Source organism: Pseudoalteromonas ulvae UL12, from assembly GCF_014925405.1.
Classification (GTDB): Bacteria; Pseudomonadota; Gammaproteobacteria; order Enterobacterales; family Alteromonadaceae; genus Pseudoalteromonas; species Pseudoalteromonas ulvae.
This window is the reverse complement of record NZ_AQHJ01000023.1, coordinates 501,406-519,611: the sequence shown is the minus strand read 5'-3', so window position 1 is coordinate 519,611 and position 18,206 is coordinate 501,406. Positions and strand designations below refer to the sequence as shown.

Below are 18,206 nucleotides of genomic sequence, written 5' to 3'. Positions count from 1 at the left end.
TATTCCAGTGAAAAGACATGTTTTATAGGGGCACATTTTGCTTATTTTTCGTTATTTAACTGCTGAAGTGCTGAAATCGCAGTTGGCGGTGTTCCTGACTTTGATGACAATTTTTGTCAGTGAAAAATTTGTACGCATTTTAACTGAAGCAACAGACGGTTCTTTGCCGGCTAAATTAATCATTTCAATGCTTGCGCTTAAGTTACCGCAATTAGCCTCGTTTATTTTACCTTTAAGCTTATTTTTGGGCATTATATTAGCGTACAGCCGAGTTTATGCTGACAGTGAAATGACTGTGTTAAAAGCGTGTGGAGTCAGCGAATGGTATGTGGTGCGGGTGACGCTCGCCTCTAGTGCTGTGATGGCGCTTTTTGCTGCGGCATTGACTTTAGTTGTTGCGCCATGGGCAAGTGAGCAAGAGTATCGCCTTGAAGAAAAAGCCAAGGCTGAGTCGGGATTATTTAGCTTACGCGCTGGCCGATTTCAACAAACGGGCAATGAAAAAGCCGTGGTATTTGTGCATGACATTAGTCAAGGCGGCAAAGAACTCAACAAAGTGTTTGTGGCACAATTTTCTGATGATAACGCAGCACCTGAAGCTCGCATTGTCTATGCAGAAAAAGGGATAGTCATCGAAGAAGAAAACGGTGAACAACAACTCAATCTGAGCAATGGCCAGCACTACGAAACCAATGGCAATCAACTTGATATTAAATTAACTGAATTTGATGGTTATCAAGTCGAAATCCAAGAACAAGCAATAGAGCATAAACGCCGTAAGCTCGAAGCCGTGAGTAGCTTGGCATTATTGCAAATGGATTCTTCCGAAGCTGCGGCTCAGTTTCAATGGCGTTTGGCTATTCCGCTTTCTATTTTAATTTTAACCTTCATTGCTGTTCCGCTCAGTGAAGTAAACCCAAGGCAAGGTAAGTTTGCCAAGTTAGTCCCTGCGATTGTGATTTATTTGGCTTATTTTATTTTACTAAATGGGGCTAAGCATGCCATTGAAGGTGGGAAAATCCCAACCGATATCGGTTTGTGGTGGATCCATATCAGCGCTTTATTCATTGGCGTTTTACTGATTTTACGAGGTCGAGCATCCGGTGCGATGGTCAAAGCGATATTTAAGAAACGGGAGCGTGTGAGTTGAAAACCTTAGATTGGTATTTAGGGCGAAGCATCTTACAAACCACAGGGTTTGCACTGCTCGTTTTGGTTGGGATTAGCACCTTAATAAAATTTATTGAGCAGCTTAAATATGTTGGCCGCGGTACGTATGATGTCACTACGGCTGGTCTTTTTACTTTGTACAGTATCCCCGGTGATGTGGTGACTTTTTTCCCAATGGCGACATTAATTGGTGGTTTAACTGGGCTTGGTGCGCTGGCTTCGAACAGTGAATTAGTGGTGATGCAAGCTGCAGGTATGTCACGTTTTGCGATTATTCGCTCAGTGATGAAAACCGCATTATTTATGGCGTTATGCGTTATGGCTATGGGTGAGTGGGGCGTTCCTGAAGCGCAAAGACAAGCAAAAGAACTGCGTACATTCGCTATTTCTGGTGGTAATGTGTTTAATGCGCGCCAAGGTGTGTGGGCTAAAGATGGCGATGTGTTTTTAAATATCGATAACGTGGATGAATCAGGTCGACTGGATGATTTAAAAATGTATCGCTTCAATAAAGATCTCGACTTGGTTGAAGTTACCAATGCACAAAGTGCGGTGAGTCATTCCGAAGGTTGGATGCTCAGTGGCGTGAATCAATTATCGCTAGGTGAGGAGGTCACTTCCAAAAAGTTTGATGAGCTGTTTTACCCCTCAGATTTAACACCCGATAAGCTAGGTATTGTCTCGCTAAAAGCCGAGTCGCTTTCTTTTAGTGGCTTAGTTGGTTATTTGGATTACTTAGAAAAAAATGATCAAGATAGCAGTACTTATGAGTTAGCTCTTTGGCGTAAGCTGATGCAGCCTGTGTCGATTGGTGTGATGTTATTGGTTGCGTTGTCGTATATTTTTGGCCCGCTTCGTTCTGTCACTATGGGAGCGAGGATCGTGATGGGCGTAGTGACAGGTATAGTGTTTCACTTAAGTGATAAAATATTTGGCCCGATTGTACTTGTGTATGAGCTACCTGCATTTGTCGGGGCTACTTTACCTAGCGTGATATTTATTGCGTTTTCAGTTTATCTAATTAATAAACGCAGCTAATAGGCTGCGTTTATTACGCTTAATATAACCTAGTCGAGAGACTTATAAATCCGTTTGTTTTCTTCTTTGCTGAGCGTGATTATTTCAGTGCCAGCTAAGTAGTCTTGTAGCGCTCTGGGCTGTTTTAAATTAACGATTACAGCCAAATTGCCTAATCCACCTAAAGCTGTAGCGGCGCGAATAATCGCTTGCTTGACAGTAATGCGAGCGCCACCCACCTGCTGAACTTTTAGTCGCCATGCGCGCATGCCAATTGTTTGACCGCCTCGCGTCCAAAAATACACAAAAAAGCAGATGCTGACTAAAATCAATAAGGCAGTGCGAATGGTCTTTAAAATTGGATCTTGTTGAATTAAATCAGAGACATCAGCCGCATTTCCTAAACTCAGAAATTCAAAAGAAAGTAACAGTTGAATAAACAGTAGGTAAAGCACTGTGGTGAGCATGGCAAATGCAATGATCACTAACGCATCATAAAGCCAAGCGGCGGCACGGCGCCAAAAGCCAGTGCGAGGAAAATCTGTCATAACGAGCCTATCAAAGTTGGATTGCTCATATTCTAACAAACAATATTGCAAACATGAATCCATCCCAAGTGTCGGGATTGCCTTGCAATTTAAAATGTGAGCGATTGTAAAGCCGCAGTAAAAGAAGCGTAAACATACAAATTGATTGATTGCTGAGCAGTTGTTCAGCTTTAGGTAAAAAACCGCTTGCTCAGCACTGCTTTCTTTGTATAATGCAAAACCAGAGACAAAAGCACCTTTTATAAGTTTTTGCTCGTAAGTGGTTTTTCTTTATTTTCTCAATCATTTTAGATGGCGTGAGAAGATTAAAGAAAAATTGTGCCAGTGTGATGAAATTGGTAGACATAGGGGATTCAAAATCCCCCGCTGAATAAGCGTGGCGGTTCGAGTCCGCCCACTGGTACCACTTTTTATAACCCTTACCATTTGGTAAGGGTTTTTTATGCCTGTGATTTATTAGTTCAATTTATACTTGTCTGATTATTGTGTTGTACTACAAAGTTCGTAGAGAGACGAGGGGATTCACTTTCTATAATCGGCCCCGCTGAATAAGCGTGGCGGTTCGAGTCCGCCCACTGGTACCACTTTTTATAACCCTTACCATTTGGTAAGGGTTTTTTTATGCCTGTGATTTATCAGTTCAATTTATACTTGTCTGATTATTGTGCTGTACTGCAAAGTTCGTAGAGAGACGAGGGGATTCACTTTCTATAATCGGCCCCGCAGAATAAGCGTGGCGGTTGGATGTGAAATCATGCCCACTGGGTCGACTTTTTATAGCCCTTAGTATTTGGTAAGGTTTTTTTATGCCTGTGATTTATTAAAGCAGCATTATTCTTCAAACGAATTTTGAAGAGCGGCCTTTTCAAGCCAAAGTATGTGGTTTATCAGTAAACAAAATTAACCCCTGCTATTTTGTTTAAATTCTTTTATGATCAGAGTACTTTTTTAAGAATAAGAATCATCAAAATGAAAAAAATTCTGCTCGCCAGTGCGGTTTCGCTGTTATTTGGTTTAACTGCCTGTTCAAAGGTTGAAACGCCTACAAACCCTGCAGCAAAAGCTGAGAGTGTACAGTCTCAATCACAAGCTCAATATCAAGAAGGTGTACATTATCGCATTGTCAGTGGTATCGATGCCGAAGGTGCTAAAGTGCCTTTTATTGTTGAATACTTCTGGCTTGGCTGCCCACATTGCCAGCATTTTGAAGCGCCCTTACAAGCCTATAAAGCCCAACAGCCTGAGCTGGGTTTTGTTCGTAAGCATGCGATTTTAAATGAGAGCTGGGCAAACGATGGCCGTATATTTTATGCCTTACAACAAACCAATAATATGGACCATTTTGCTGATTTATTTGATTTGTATAAACAGGGGATGACTCAGCAGCGTTTTGATGACTTTTTTACACGTAATGACATCGATAAAGAAGCGTTTTTAACTATTGCAGGCCAAGATGCAACGGTGATTGCGAAGATGCAACAAAGCCTCAAAGAGATGACAGATAACAAAATTCATAGCGTGCCTGCCATTGTTGTCAACGGCAAATATTTAGTAGTCCCCCATGATGACTTACGATCTAATGAGGCGTATTTTGCGTTAGTCGATTATCTACAGACGCTTGCGCCATAATGATGGCCATCACCCGTCTCGATGACCTTAGTCAGTATCACGATGCACTCGCTGATTTACTGATTGAGACTGTTGCTGATGGGGCATCGATTGGATTTCTTGCTCCAGTCACTTTTTTTGAAGCGAGATCGTATTGGCAAAATGTGAATACGGATTTGGCAGAGCCAACGCAATGGATGTGGATTGCATTTGAAGCGGGTCAGTTGCTTGGCACTGTGCAATTGTCTGTTTGCAATAAAGCTAATGGTAATCATCGCGCAGAGGTCGAAAAGTTGATGGTTGCCAAAGCGGCAAGAGGCAAAGGGGTGGCCAAAGCGTTAATGGGAGCACTTGAAGCATGGGCGTCAGAGCACGAGTTGCGTTTGTTGGTACTCGATACTAAACAAGGCGACACAGCTTCATTTTTATATCCAAAATTAGGCTATCAAAATGGTGGAGTGATCCCAAACTTTGCTAGAGATGGCCTCGGTTGTATGGCGGCCACGGTGTATTTTTACAAGCAGATTTAATGTGTCATTGCGCTTAAACATTGCAAGATAAAATGAAAAAGGCGCTCAATGTGAGCGCCTTGGTCGTTAGGGGTGGAAACTAAAAATTAACATTTACTTCATTTGAACAAATATCCACTGATTGGCAGACTTTGTAGGTAAAGGCATTTTCTTCAACTTGACGTTGAATATCGCGATAAACACCTTTGTTTTCAACGGTATTTAACAGCTCACCATTACGATAAACATCGACTGTGCCTTGTGCAGCACCTTGCCATGTTAGCTCGACACGCATATAGCCAGTACGTGATTTATTTGAGCGTTTCACTGCAAGCTCAATGTTGACTTCAGAGACTTGAATTTCTTCTGTTTTAGTACTGCTCAGACCTTCAGAATCAACCGTAGTAAGTGATACTGCATATGTGCCTGCGGCAGCATAGCTATGCATTGGGTTAGTGTCTGTTGAGGTATTGCCATCACCAAAGTCCCATGTGCGCGATACAATATCGCCATTCACATCGGTACTGGTGTCAGTGAAGCTGACATTTAGGAAATCACGCTCATACGTGAAACCAGCTATTGGAGCTGTTGGACCCACTTCACCCAGTCCAGTGAAAGTCACTGACCAGTTATTCAGTGTGCCTGTGTCTTCTGCGTAGGTATCTTCAACGCTCAGCGTCCAATCACCTGTTGCGACTTCTCCATCAAACACTGCTGAAGTGAAAGTGGCAACAAGATCATCTGCAGAACCACCGGCTTGATTGTGTAACGTGGCCACAGAACCTGATGGCGACGTGAGCTTCACAATTAAATCACCAATATAAGTATGGCTAATATCAACCGATGCAGACGTTCCAAATAAAGTGATGTCATCAGGTACATTGATTACTGAGGTAATGCCCGTTGGGTCATTGTCAGGAATGGCTGCACTGCTGTCATTGGCGTAAGTAAAGTCATTCAAACCTTGTGGGTAAACATATAAGCCCACGGTTGCATCTTTAGCTAAATCACCACTAGTCGCGTTGACAGTAAAGCTGTAATCACCCCAGTTTGTTTCTGACGTTGTTGGCACTGTAAGAGTGACAGTATCGCCCGGCATCGCAGAGTTTGTTGATAAACTCGCACCAGCAATTGAGCTTGTTAGCGCAAGCGTGACTGTATCATTCCATTCAGCAACAGAAGCAATTTCAAAGGTATATGTAGCTGTATCGCCTGCTGTGATAGTTTGATTAGAAGGTGCCACTTTGAGTCTAAAGCCAGGCTCAGGGTTTGCATCTTGCAAGGCGTTAAATACGTTTAAGCGTTTACCCGATACCGTTTTACCAGTAAGTGCTGCGTTGTCATCCCCAGAGCTCATGAGAAGATCTTTGAGTTCTTGGAAGTTTAGCGCAGGGTTAACCGATAACGCTAACGCAGCGGCACCCGCAACATGTGGAGTCGCCATGGATGTACCTGAGAAGCTCGAATAGCCGCCACCTGGAACTGTCGATAAAATAGCAGAACCCGGCGCGCCCATATCTACCGTGGTGAGTCCCCACTGAGAGAATCCAGACATCGCATCGTTATGATCAGTACTTGCGACAGATAACACACTGGCATGCTCATAGTTTGATGGATAGCTTGGATTGACATCGTTATCCACAGCATCATTGCCCGCAGCTGCTACGAATAATATGTTAGCTTGCTCACTCGATGTAATCGCATCCGCAAGAGCTTGGCTTGCGCCGCCACCACCCCAACTGTTATTTAATACTCTTACTTCAACGCCTGCATTACTTAAGCCAACCATGTAATCGATACATTTAATGGCATCTGATGTACTACCGCTGCCCGACGCTTCCAAAAACTTACAGCCGACAATCGAAACATTATGGTTTACACCAGCTACGCCATTGGCGTTATTACCTGATGCACCAATAGTACCTGATACATGTGTACCATGGCCTTGATCATCCATCGGATCGCCAGAATTTGTCACCGCATTGATACCGTGGACATCATCAATGTAACCGTTGTTGTCATTATCAATGCCATCGCCTGCGATTTCATTAGGGTTAGTCCACATGTTGGCAGCTAAATCAGGGTGAGAATAATCAACCCCAGTATCAATCACACCAACAATAACTTCACGGCTACCCGTCGAAATATCCCAAGCTTCTACTGCATCGATATCAGCATCGGCAGTTCCGCCTGTTTGACCTGTGTTGTGTAAACCCCAAAGTTCACCAAAGCGAGAGTCATCAGGGACGCCCAAAGCTTTGACTTGGTAATCGGGTTCTGCATAGAGGACTGCAGGGTGAGATTTTAGTTTGGCAATGGCATCTTTGGCATTGGTTTTATCAAGCTTATATTGTGCTAAGCGTCCAGAGAGAACATTTTTAAAGCGATCATCAACTTCATCGAGGTTGATATCTGAGATTTTTGCAGCAACTAATTTACGTGCTGAAGCACGATCAGTGCTTTTGGTGCCTTGCTTATAAACAACGATTACTGAATCGGCTTTGTAATGTGGTTCCGCTTTTTTAGCTGGCGCAATGCTTGGGTTTGCACTTGCAAATAAAGGTAGCAAGGCAAGTGATAACGTCGAAAGTTTTGCTTTCATGAGTGAGATTCCATTATGACTTTATTGTCTTACTCAGGCATATCCTGAGCGCTTAGGCCTCAAATTCCAGCAATCTAAATGTGTATTAAATAAATCAGCAACCTATTAAGAAAACGCTCATTTTATATTTTAGGCAAGTTAAATATTCAAAAAAGGAACGTTATTTCTCAAGTTATTGTTTTAATGTTTCTTTTTTATCTTTAAATGGCAGGCGATGGGGAAATTGTCAGTTTATTTTTTCTCATACTTTTTTGGTATTCGTGTTTATAAAAAATTAACATTTAGATTTTTAAGTGTTTAAGTTATTGAATTTAAATAATTAAAATAAAGAGTAATTATGGCCGATATGCGACAGCTAGGTTATATCGGTAGATTAAAGGGGTTGAGTCCCTGATAAAGATAATAATAATGACCACACAAAAACATACCGCGAATAACCGATCAAATGCCTTGATTGCCCTGCTGTCTTGCAGTGCTTTAATGGTTAGTCTGCCCGCTTTTTGTGATCAGTCATTGTCGAAGCTTCATCAAGACCTCATCGAATCTCCTCTTTCTCTCAGTCTAAATCCTTCCCTGCAATACCGAGACGGTGCGCAACAGCATCAAGTAGTTGTCACTCAGTATGGGATATTAAATAAAGCAACAGTCAACCAACAAAATGGAAGTACGAATGAGGCGTATGTGGTGCAAAATGGCAGCAATAATTTAGCGACCTTTTTGCAAAATGGTTCAGATAACCTCATCAACCTGTCACAGCAAGGGAATAATAACCACGCTGAAGTATTCCAGCAGGGCGATGCCAACATAGCCAATATTTCACAGATAGGTGAACAGGCATTTAAAGTCACGCAAATCGGTAACGATCTTGTGGTCAATGTCTCGTTTTCTAAACAATAACAATATCTAGGAGAAACCCAGTGAAATTAAATAAATCTCTGGTTACATGTGCTGTCGCAATGGCGTTGAGTTCAACAACGGTGCTGGCAAGCAGCAAAGATTTAAGTGAGTCCGTCCATACTAAAAATAAAGTACAAGTAGTCGGTAACTCAATGGTAATCAATCAAACTTCAGGAACAGGTGTGACCTGGGGGAATGATTTAAGAGCGTTGCAAGATGGTGACTTACATCAGCTTGAAATAACCACAACAGGTGAAGCTAATAGCACTGAAACAGTGCAAGTAGGGCAAAGTAATTTGCTTCTTTTAACCACCACAGGCAATGAAAATAGCCAGGTTTACACTCAAAATGGCGAGATGAATGGTGCGTTAACTGAGCTAACTGGTAATGGCAATGAAATTGCTGTGACTCAGTCTGGTGCAGGCTTTTTAGGCGCTAACAATGAAGCGATTAATGTTATCACCGGCGATAACAATGAGATTACCGTTGAGCAATCTGATGGTGGGCATTGGGCTTATAACAAAGACATGCAAGGAAATAGCAATGCTGTTTCTGTATCTCAAGCGGGTGCGTGGAGTGAAATGCACTTAGACAAAGTGCAAGGTGATGCAAACAGTATCGACGTTGTTCAAGATGGCCTTTGGAATACCTTAAAAGTAAATGAGTTAATCGGTGATGCGAATGAGCTCAATGTTGAGCAAGTAGGTGATATCCAAGTGGCGACTATTGGTTTAATCAATGGTTCAGACAATGATATTTCGATTGATCAGCAAGGTGGTAGTAACGCAGTTACTGTGGCCGCTGTAGAAGGAAACGATAACACGTTAATGCTTGATCAACGTGGCGATGACAATGAAATTGTCAGCGATGTGTTCACAGGCTCAGACAATGAAGTCGCCATTAACCAGCAAGGCGATGAAAATAAAGCGTCAGCTGATGTGATTGGCAGTGATAATGATTTCAAAGTAACGCAATTGGGCAATAGCAATGAATCATACATGGGCGCATTAGGCGACAATAATGATTTCACTTTGATACAACTTGGTAATGACAACAGCAGCCATATTGCGAACTTTAATGCTGCAGATAGCAATGTCACTGTGTCACAAACAGGTGATTCGAATGCGAGTCTTGTACAGTCATCGTATCCTAATGTGTCACTGACCAGCTTTAATAATGAAGTGATGGTGTCACAAATGGGTAATGAAAATGACTCAACGGTTACGTTCAGCAGTATTTTAGACAGTAACAATAGTAATGTAGATATTGCACAAAACGGTGACTTAAACTCACTAGACATGATGATTGAAGGCAGTGGCCACAATATTGATATTGCGCAAACGGGCAATTACAACATGATTGGCGGTCTAGGTGGCGATGCACTTTTGGTTGGTGGTGGTGATATCACACTAAGCATCAATCAAATGGGTGATGGCAACTTAGTTGAAGGTTCAATTATTAGTGCCTCAGGTAACATTTCAATCACACAAGTAGGTGATTACAACAGCGCAACGATTGTTCAACAATAATTGTGTAGGAGGGGCCTTGATTGGCCCCACTTTTATGAACCGATATCACTCTATCCCATTGTTACTAATGTGCGTTTTCTTACTGTGCACGACGAAACCTGTCTATGGCGAAATAGAAATCAGTGGCTTGTTACTCGATCGTACAATCAGTCGCTCAGGTCATGAATTTTATAATAAATTCAGCTTATTATGGCAGGACATGCCCAACACAGTAGGCACCAACGTAGTGATAAAAGAAACCGTAGTACCACGGGCAGGCACCCGCCTCGTGGTTGAGATGAACAACACCATTATTTATGGCACGTACATGGGCCGACGCATTGAGCCGGTTGAAGATAAAGTAGAACAAGCAATTTACACCACGATTGATGCGATAGCTCGTTCGCAATTTATCGAACAAAGTGAAGATTTAGCCAGTAGTGGATGGTAGTAATGACAAGATCAAAAAAAATAATAATAAGTGCAGTGATGATGTTATCTGTCTCACATGCCTTCGCCAGTGAATTAGTGTACACCCCAATCAATCCAAGTTTTGGCGGCAGTCCTTTAAATGGCTCGATGTTGCTCAATAAAGCGCAATCGCAAAACAAGCACAAAGCGCCAATTAATGAAAAAAGCTATGCCGAAAAATTCCAAGACTCGTTAGAGCGAGCTTATATCAATCGCATGGTACGCGAGATTACTGATCTGGCATTTGGTGAAGGGGTTGATGACAGCATTTTTAATCAAGACTCTATTTTTATGAGTGGAGATTATGAAATTCAAGTGCTGACTAGTGGGGTGGATACAATCACCGTGCAAATAACCAATACAGTGACCGGTGAAGTGGTGATAGTTGAAGTACCGAGGTTTGGCGGATGATGAAACAGTCTTTTTTATTGGCCTTAGTGGTCATTTTATCCGGTTGTTCGGTCGTGAATAAAACGTTGCCACCGGATCTTGAAATTGCACAAGCGCTTGAGCAAACCGATACATTTAATGAGCTTAAAAACTTACCCACTCCCGCGGGAAGTGTGGCGGTGTCAGTTTATTCGTTTCGTGATCAAACTGGGCAATACAAACCCCAAGCGAATGTCAGCTCGTTTTCAACAGCGGTGACACAAGGGGCAAACTCCATTTTAGTGCAAGCACTGCATGAGTCTGATTGGTTTACACCTGTTGAACGCGAAGGACTACAAAATATTCTTACAGAACGTAAAATTGTCCGAGCATCACTTAAAGACAAAGAAGAAGAAACAACACAATTACCTCCATTAACCACTGCAAAAATTATTCTTGAAGGTGGCATTATTAGCTATGATTCGAATGTTAAAACAGGTGGCTTAGGGATGGAGTATTTTGGTATTGGTGCTTCAGAGCTGTACCGCGAAGATGTGATTTCAATTTACTTACGTGCGGTGGATGTACGTACCGGGCAAATTTTATTATCGGTCGCGACCACTAAAAAAGTCTTGAGCCAAGAAATTCGCGCGGGCTTTTTCCGTTATGTCAGTTATAAACGTTTGGCAGAAGCAGAGGCGGGCTACAGTGAAAACGAGCCGATGCATATTTGTGTCAAACAAGCGATAGAAAAAGCGTTATCGACTTTGGTTGTCAAAGGGATTGATAAAGGAATTTGGACCACACAAGAACAAAATAGACGTGCGCTTGAGCAAGTAAAAGCAAAACAAGCTGCGGCACTCAAACAGCAGCAAATGCTAAAAGCACAGCACATGGCCACAGTGTCTCAGCAAGCCGTGACGCAATTGAGCTTTGCGGTGCAATTTAGAACGGGCACGGCACAAGTAGAATCAGTGTATGTCGATCAACTCAATAGCATCATAGACTTACTCAATAGTGATTCACGATTAAGTGTTCAGCTTTATGGTTATGCGGATCAACGCGGCCACAGTGACGATAACAGTGCGCTTTCACTCAGTCGCTCAAAAAATATTGCACAATATATGCTGCAAAACGGCATTGCCATGGAGCGGATCGCAATTGCCGGATTAGGTGAGGAGCAGGCAATGTTTCAGTCTGATGATCCAGAAGGATTGTTTTTCGATCGCCGTGTGATAATAAAAGTGAATGATCACTTACAAAAAAAGAGTCTCTAATAAGAGACTCTTTTTTTGTCGTTAAGGATTGATATGGCTAGCTGGTGCGCCATGTTGCAGGGCACAAGGTAAAAACTTTTGCGCCCAATTGACTAGCTCAATACGGTTGCGGGCATTGGTTTTTCTGAATGCACTGTAAAGGTGGGTTTTGACTGTGTGGTCGCTGATGTGCAGTTTCTCGGCGACATCTTTGTTTTTTGCACCTTGTGAGATGAGATGAATTATAGTGCGCTCTCGCTTGGTCAGTTTTTCAAGTGAGTCATTACTTTGCTCTGAGGCTGCATATTTAGGTTGCTGGGCGAGTAAGTTACCAAAGGCTTTACAGATAGAGCTGCGTTTAAACCATAATTCATCATTTAAAATTTTACTGATCCCTTTTAATAGAATGTCGGGGGTATCATTATGGTAAAAGACGCCTTTGACGTTTGCCATCAGTAGTAATTGCTCAGAAATTTCCTCATGCTTTGCATTGTAAATAATCACGCGATGATCTCTGGCGAGCAGCATTAAATGGGCCGGTAACATATCATTCCATGGTGTATCCCGAGCACAAATTAAGTAAAGGTTGTCTTGTTTTGCCTCATTTAATTCAGGTAGGTTGGTGTCGACTTTGACATTACAACACATTGTTTCTAGCACTTTCAGTAGCACATTGATCGTATTGGATTCTTGATAATGCGATGAGACTTGCAGATATACATTTGACTCTAGCCAATTCACTTATAACTTCCTTTTATAGATTGTTGAAAGCGGACAGTCAGCGTATTTAAATTAGAAACTAATGTAAAATAATAAGCTAGATTTTTATGCTATATAAAAGGGGGGAAAAATCACATCGCGTTATAGATAGAGTAATTTATCTATATGATAACGCTGTCAATTTTTTGGAACGTTACGGATTAGAGAAAACCTAACCTTGGGGCAAAGGTTAGGTTTTTTGAGTTGCTTTAAGATGGGTTAAGCAATTTGTTTTTCGGCTAGGTTGAGCTCCATCGTCGCCTTTAGTAAACGATAAAGATTAATCGATGCATCAATCTCTTCTTTACGGTTAGTTAAGCTTTCAATATTTAAACCCAACGGCACATCTAAGTGGGCACAACTACGCAAAATCTGGTTTAAATTTTCACGGCAAATACGAATTGATTCATTAAGTGAATCCTCGGCATCCAATATGCGCCATTTTGTCGCTTCAGGGACTGCAATGCCTAGCCACTGCATAAATTGTAGGGTTTTTTCACCACCGCAAGGGGTAAAAGTTAAAATCACACGGTTAGGTTTAATACCTTCTTGGCGGCATGTACGGGCATAACTGGTAATTAAATCAATGGTTGCTTGTGCATCATAAACAGCTTGCGAAATAAAGAAGCGGCAGCCTTGCTGTGTTTTTTCGATCAGGCGCGTATGCTCGTTGCGTTTTGAGGCATGACGCTCAGCAATCGTCACGCCACCTAAGAAGAAATCTTGCTCGCTGTCCGCCAATGTTTGGTAAGCATCAGGCAAGCTCAACTTGATGTCGCCTTCTGATGAAGGGCTGCCGACTAAGACTAAATTTTTCAGATTGAATTCTTGCTTGGTTTCGTTAAGCCAGGCTTTGAATTGTGTGACACCACGCTGTGCGACACTTTTATAGGTGATCACATCTAATTCAGACAATTTGCTCAGCAGTTGGCTGTATACGCGAGGGTCGACCGTTTGCTTAAATGGGAAAGGGCGCGGGGCGCTGATACGGCTACTTTCATCTTGAATGTCATAAATCACCACACCATCATATTCAATTTCATGTAGACGGCTAAGTAGTTTATTGGCAATTGTTTCTAATTGCGCATTATCGGTATCAATTTTTGGTGGCGTAGTACCTATGAGGTAAACACCTTGATTTGCATCTTCAATTTTCTCTTGTAGCGATAATGCCATGACCCTGCCCTAACGAAATTCAATCTATGGCAACTAATATAGCAGCCATTTAGACGTCTAGATAGATTTTTTTAGTGAAAGTTTTTCATTGAAGTTGAATTAAATTCATGTTGAGAGGAGGTATCGCCAGTCAAATGACACATCTATTTACAAACTTTCATCGTAATCAGTCGCGTAATAATCGATGCTTGAGCATAATAGGCCGCGATATAACAAAAAACACTTAAGGGATCACCATGAAATTTAAACTTTTAGCGACCAGCTTGGCAGTGTCTGCCATTTTATCGGGTTGTGTTGTCCACGTAGATGCAGGAAATAAACGCAACAACGATACTTCAGGTCAATCTACATACGCTGTTGAGCAAACAAGCCACAAAAAAATGGCCAACAATAGTCGCGATAAAGTGTTTTCGCAAAACTATGTATTAGAAGAGTTGCCAAATGGCTTGCGCGTGATGATTGTTAAAACCGATTACCCTGATGTTGTATCGCTGCAAATACCGGTTTCAGTCGGATCACGCAATGAAGTTGAAGCGGGCAAAACTGGCTTTGCTCACTTTTTTGAACATATGATGTTTAAAGGCTCTGAAAAATACCCGCAAGATGTGTACTCAGATATTTTGAAAAATTCAGGGGTGGATAACCGCGCTTACACCACCAATGATTACACTAATTATCACCTTAACTTCTCAAAAGAGCATTTAAATAAAGTACTCGAAATTGAAGCGGATATTTTCCAAAACTTATCGTATAGCGAAGAGCAATTTCGTACTGAAGCTTTGACTGTAAAAGGCGAATATTTAAAAAATAATGCCAGCCCAATTCGTAAGTTACTCTCTGCAGTTAGAAACGAAGCGTTTGAAAAGCATACCTATAAGCACACTACCATGGGCTTTTTTGAAGATATTGAAGCCATGCCAGATCAAATGGCGTATGGACAAGAGTTCTTTGAAAAGTTTTATAAGCCTGAATATGTATCGTTAGTGATTGTAGGTGATGTCGACCCACAAGAAACCATGAAAATGGTGAAGAAACACTGGGGTAACTGGCAAAAAGGCGATTTCGTCGCTGATATTCCGGTTGAGCCAAAACAGCAAGCAGCTAAATACATCCATGAGAAAAATGATGGCTTACCAGGTCACTGGTTATTAGTGTCGTATAAAGGCACAGCGTGGCAACCTAAGCAAAAAGACCGCGCTGCACTTGATTTAATCTCTCAGCTTTATTTCTCAAATAACTCAGCACTGTATCAAGAGTTAGTAGTGGATAAACAAATTGCTAGCCAAATGTTTACTTACAACGCCGAAACCAAAGATCCAGGTTTGTTGCATGTATTTGTAAAAGTTGAAAAAGAACAAGATTTAGCCGTCGTGCGTGATGCGATTAATCAAACTTATGCCCAAGCGCGCACTGAGCTAGTGGATGCCGATAAACTGGCCAGCTTAAAATCAAACTTAAAATACAGCTTTGTTGGTGGCCTTGATTCATCAGAAGCCATTGCTTCAACGCTTGCATCGTATATGCACTTTGAACGTGATCCAGAAGTCATTAATGACCTGTATGCAAGTGCTGATGCAATCACAGCGCAAGATATAAAAGACATTGCGAATCAGTACTTTGTTGATGAAGCGCGCACCACTGTGACCATGTCTGATTTAGCGAGCATCAAAGGGTTTGAACAAGAAGTCAGCCTGAATGCCTTGGTCGCAAAAATCAACAATAAACCAACTGAAGTGGCGTTTAATGTGCTTGATAAAAGTAATGATTCACCGCTGGTGGATGTAAACTTTTTATTCTATACCGGCGCTGCGGCTGATCCTGTGGGTAAAAAAGGCTTAGCCGCATTAACCGCGAGTTTGTTAGCACAAGGTGGTTCAGAAAGTCGCTCTTATAACGACATTAAAAAAGCCATGTATCCGATAGCTGGTAGCTTTGGTGCGCAACTTGATAAAGAAATGCTTTCATTTCGCGGTCGTGTCCATAAAGACAATGCTGCAGCTTGGTACGCATTAGTCAGCGATCAGTTACTTAATCCTGGTTTTCGTGAAGATGATTTTAAGCGTTTGAAAAAAGAACAAATTGACGGTTTAAAATCAGGTTTAAAAGCCTCTAACGATGAAGAGCTCGGTAAAGAAGTGCTTTATCATAAATTGTATCAAGGCCATGCGTATGAAAGTTATAACTATGGTGACTTGTCTGATTTAGAGTCGATCACTCTTGATGATGTAAAAGCCTTTTACCGTAGCGAGTTTACACAAGCGAAACTGAACTTAGGGATTACAGGTGCATTACCTAGCAAAGTAAAAAGCAAAATGCTGCAAGACTTATCTACTTTACCAAAAGGTGATGAGCAGCGTTTAACCATCGCTGACGCACCTAAACTAGTTGGCCGCCATGCAACAATTATTGAAAAAACTGCGAAGTCGACCGCTGTGTCGTTTGGTTTCCCGATTGAGACTATTCGCAGCGATAAAGATTGGGCGGCACTTTGGTTAGTGCGTTCGTATTTTGGTGAGCACAGAAGTTCAAACAGTTTCTTATATGAGCGAATTCGCCAAGTGCGCGGCATGAATTATGGTGATTATTCTTACATCGAATACTTCCCACGTGGTAGCTTCCAAACCAAGCCGGATGCAAACTTAGGCCGCTCTGAGCAAATCTTCCAAGTATGGTTACGCCCACTGCGTTCTAATAACGATGCGCATTTTGCTACCCGTACTGCAATGTTTGAACTTGATAAATTAATCAAAGACGGCATGAGTGAAGAGAACTTTGCTGCAACCCGTAATTTCTTAGTTAACTTTGTGCCACAGTTAGTGGCAAGCCAAGATCGTCAACTCGGTTATGCCCTCGATAGCCAGTTCTATCAAACGGATGAGTTTGTAAGTTATGTGCGTAAGCAACTAGCGAGCCTCACAGTGGATGATGTAAACCGCGTTATTCGTGACAACTTACAAACCGATAATATTCAGTTTGTATTTGTAACCGGTGATGGTAAAGACATGGCAAAACGTTTAACCACTGAGCAAGTGTCTCCGCTTAAATATAATTCAGATAAACCAGCAGCGCTTATTAATGAAGATAAAATCATTGAAAGCTACCCGCTCAAACTGAATAAAAAACACGTTGAAGTACTCGATATTGAAAACGTGTTTTTATAATTAAGCAATAAACGAGCTTAACAATAAAAGCCCGCGTATATCGCGGGCTTTTTTATTTTCGGTGGAGTAGATAGATGGCGAATGTTGTTTACTGCTTTGTTGTGGCGGGGTTATTGATTAACATAGCGCTTTTATATTTAACAATGAATTTATCATGCTTTATTTAATCGTTGTCACAGTGCTTTGGGCGTTTTCGTTTAGCCTAATTGGCGTGTATTTGGCAGGGCAAGTCGACCCGTGGTTTTCGGTGCTGATGCGAGTAGGGCTTGCTGCTTTAGTTTTTTTACCTTTTTTGCGCTTGGGCGAATTGAGTAAAGTCTTTGTTACGCAGTTGATGGCGATTGGTGCGGTGCAATTGGGCTTGATGTACGGTTTTTATTACCATTCCTTTTTGTATTTAAGTGTACCTGAGGTACTGCTGTTTACTGTGATGACACCTGTTTATATTACGTTGATTAATGATGTCCTTGAGCGCCAATTTCATCTGCATTTTTTAGTGTCGGCGTTATTGGCTGTGTTAGGTGCGGTGGCAATCCGGTATCAAAGTATCGACGCTGGTTTTATCACTGGGTTTTTATTGGTGCAAGGCGCTAATGTGTGTTTTGCCATGGGTCAGGTGAGCTATAAGCGAGTGATGAATCAACAAAACCAACGGCACTCTCAGCCAATCAAACAACATCAAATTTTTGGCTGGTTTTTTGTTGGTGCTTTTGTTGTTGCACTTTTAAGTTATGCACTCTTTGGCAACCCCTCACAATTGCCGCAGACTTCAATACAATGGGGCGTGCTGGTTTACTTAGGAGTGATTGCTTCTGGGCTTGGGTTCTTCGCGTGGAATAAAGGCGCGACCCTTGTTGATGTCGGGACATTAGCAGTCATGAACAATGTGCTGATCCCGGCAGGGATAGTGGTCAATTTAATGATTTGGAATCGCGATGCGGATTTAGTGCGTTTGGCAGTGGGTGGGGCAATGATTGCTCTGGCATTTGGGGTGAACCAGTATCAACAATCGCGATTAAAGCAGGACTGAGTTTAATAGCTGTGCTGGTTTTTGAAGTCATTTTGATTCAAAAAAAACTGATTTTCAAGATGTAATAATTAGTAATATCAATGTACTAACTGGTTATATATGATTGAGTTTTAACTAGGAACAGA

At 41.8% G+C, this 18,206-nt stretch carries 15 protein-coding genes, 1 tRNA gene and 1 pseudogene; 13 read left to right on the top strand and 4 right to left on the bottom strand.

Annotated elements, in window-relative coordinates; translation table 11 throughout:
• Positions 1-37: 37 nt before the first annotated feature.
• Both lptF and lptG read left to right on the top strand, forming a co-directional pair.
• Positions 38-1,150: an LPS export ABC transporter permease LptF gene (gene lptF, locus PULV_RS05880; protein WP_193331143.1), complete on the top strand. Its 1,113-nt coding sequence runs from the start codon at positions 38-40 to the stop codon at positions 1,148-1,150.
• Positions 1,147-2,208 carry an LPS export ABC transporter permease LptG gene (gene lptG / locus PULV_RS05875; RefSeq protein WP_086742474.1) on the top strand — a complete coding sequence of 354 codons (1,062 nt, stop codon included), beginning with the start codon at positions 1,147-1,149 and terminating at the stop codon, positions 2,206-2,208. The genes lptF and lptG overlap by 4 nt, the downstream gene beginning before the upstream one ends.
• A gap of 29 nt (positions 2,209-2,237) precedes the next feature.
• Here the strand turns inward: lptG and PULV_RS05870 are convergent, their stop codons facing one another.
• Positions 2,238-2,735 (bottom strand): RDD family protein, encoded by a 498-nt coding sequence (locus PULV_RS05870; RefSeq protein WP_086742475.1) that lies wholly within the window; start codon positions 2,733-2,735, stop codon positions 2,238-2,240.
• A 320-nt stretch (positions 2,736-3,055) separates the two neighbouring features.
• Here PULV_RS05870 and PULV_RS05865 point away from each other — a divergent pair.
• The 3 genes from PULV_RS05865 (at position 3,056) to PULV_RS05855 (ending at position 4,873) form a co-directional block, all read left to right on the top strand.
• A tRNA-Leu gene (locus PULV_RS05865) sits at positions 3,056-3,141 on the top strand.
• 563 nt (positions 3,142-3,704) lie between these two features.
• Positions 3,705-4,364, top strand: coding sequence for a thioredoxin domain-containing protein (locus PULV_RS05860; RefSeq protein ID WP_193331142.1), 660 nt, complete (start codon positions 3,705-3,707; stop codon positions 4,362-4,364).
• Positions 4,364-4,873: a GNAT family N-acetyltransferase gene (locus PULV_RS05855; RefSeq protein ID WP_086742477.1), complete on the top strand. Its 510-nt coding sequence runs from the start codon at positions 4,364-4,366 to the stop codon at positions 4,871-4,873. The genes PULV_RS05860 and PULV_RS05855 overlap by 1 nt, the downstream gene beginning before the upstream one ends.
• Positions 4,874-4,952: 79 nt before the next feature.
• Here PULV_RS05855 and PULV_RS05850 read toward each other — a convergent pair whose 3' ends face one another.
• Positions 4,953-7,454, bottom strand: a complete 2,502-nt coding sequence (locus PULV_RS05850) for a S8 family serine peptidase (protein ID WP_193331141.1) — start codon at positions 7,452-7,454, stop codon at positions 4,953-4,955.
• A gap of 408 nt (positions 7,455-7,862) precedes the next feature.
• On the opposite strand from PULV_RS05850, the gene PULV_RS05845 reads away from it, so the two are divergent.
• The 6 genes and pseudogenes from PULV_RS05845 (at position 7,863) to PULV_RS21910 (ending at position 11,976) form a co-directional block, all read left to right on the top strand.
• Positions 7,863-8,351 (top strand): curlin subunit CsgB, encoded by a 489-nt coding sequence (locus PULV_RS05845; protein ID WP_086742479.1) that lies wholly within the window; start codon positions 7,863-7,865, stop codon positions 8,349-8,351.
• A 20-nt stretch (positions 8,352-8,371) separates the two neighbouring features.
• A complete protein-coding gene (locus PULV_RS05840; protein ID WP_227009361.1) occupies positions 8,372-9,880 on the top strand; it encodes a curlin in 1,509 nt (502 codons plus the stop codon).
• 34 nt (positions 9,881-9,914) lie between these two features.
• Positions 9,915-10,310 (top strand): CsgE family curli-type amyloid fiber assembly protein, encoded by a 396-nt coding sequence (locus tag PULV_RS05835; RefSeq protein WP_086742480.1) that lies wholly within the window; start codon positions 9,915-9,917, stop codon positions 10,308-10,310.
• Between the two features lie 2 nt (positions 10,311-10,312).
• Positions 10,313-10,741 carry a curli assembly protein CsgF gene (locus tag PULV_RS05830; protein WP_405127481.1) on the top strand — a complete coding sequence of 143 codons (429 nt, stop codon included), beginning with the start codon at positions 10,313-10,315 and terminating at the stop codon, positions 10,739-10,741.
• Positions 10,741-11,511, top strand: a pseudogene (locus PULV_RS21915) (CsgG/HfaB family protein); the annotation flags it as partial. The gene PULV_RS05830 and the pseudogene PULV_RS21915, both read left to right, overlap by 1 nt.
• 63 nt (positions 11,512-11,574) lie before the next feature.
• Positions 11,575-11,976 (top strand): OmpA family protein, encoded by a 402-nt coding sequence (locus PULV_RS21910; protein ID WP_319608840.1) that lies wholly within the window; start codon positions 11,575-11,577, stop codon positions 11,974-11,976.
• A gap of 21 nt (positions 11,977-11,997) precedes the next feature.
• Here the strand turns inward: PULV_RS21910 and PULV_RS05820 are convergent, their stop codons facing one another.
• Both PULV_RS05820 and PULV_RS05815 read right to left on the bottom strand, forming a co-directional pair.
• Positions 11,998-12,696 (bottom strand): helix-turn-helix transcriptional regulator, encoded by a 699-nt coding sequence (locus PULV_RS05820; protein WP_217895787.1) that lies wholly within the window; start codon positions 12,694-12,696, stop codon positions 11,998-12,000.
• A 237-nt stretch (positions 12,697-12,933) separates the two neighbouring features.
• On the bottom strand, positions 12,934-13,890 hold the full coding sequence (locus PULV_RS05815) for a methylenetetrahydrofolate reductase (protein ID WP_086742482.1): 957 nt from the start codon (positions 13,888-13,890) through the stop codon (positions 12,934-12,936).
• A gap of 236 nt (positions 13,891-14,126) precedes the next feature.
• On the opposite strand from PULV_RS05815, the gene PULV_RS05810 reads away from it, so the two are divergent.
• Positions 14,127-17,051: a M16 family metallopeptidase gene (locus tag PULV_RS05810; protein WP_193331140.1), complete on the top strand. Its 2,925-nt coding sequence runs from the start codon at positions 14,127-14,129 to the stop codon at positions 17,049-17,051.
• Between the two features lie 154 nt (positions 17,052-17,205).
• Positions 17,206-18,081 (top strand): DMT family transporter, encoded by an 876-nt coding sequence (locus tag PULV_RS05805; protein ID WP_193331139.1) that lies wholly within the window; start codon positions 17,206-17,208, stop codon positions 18,079-18,081.
• Positions 18,082-18,206: the final 125 nt, after the last annotated feature.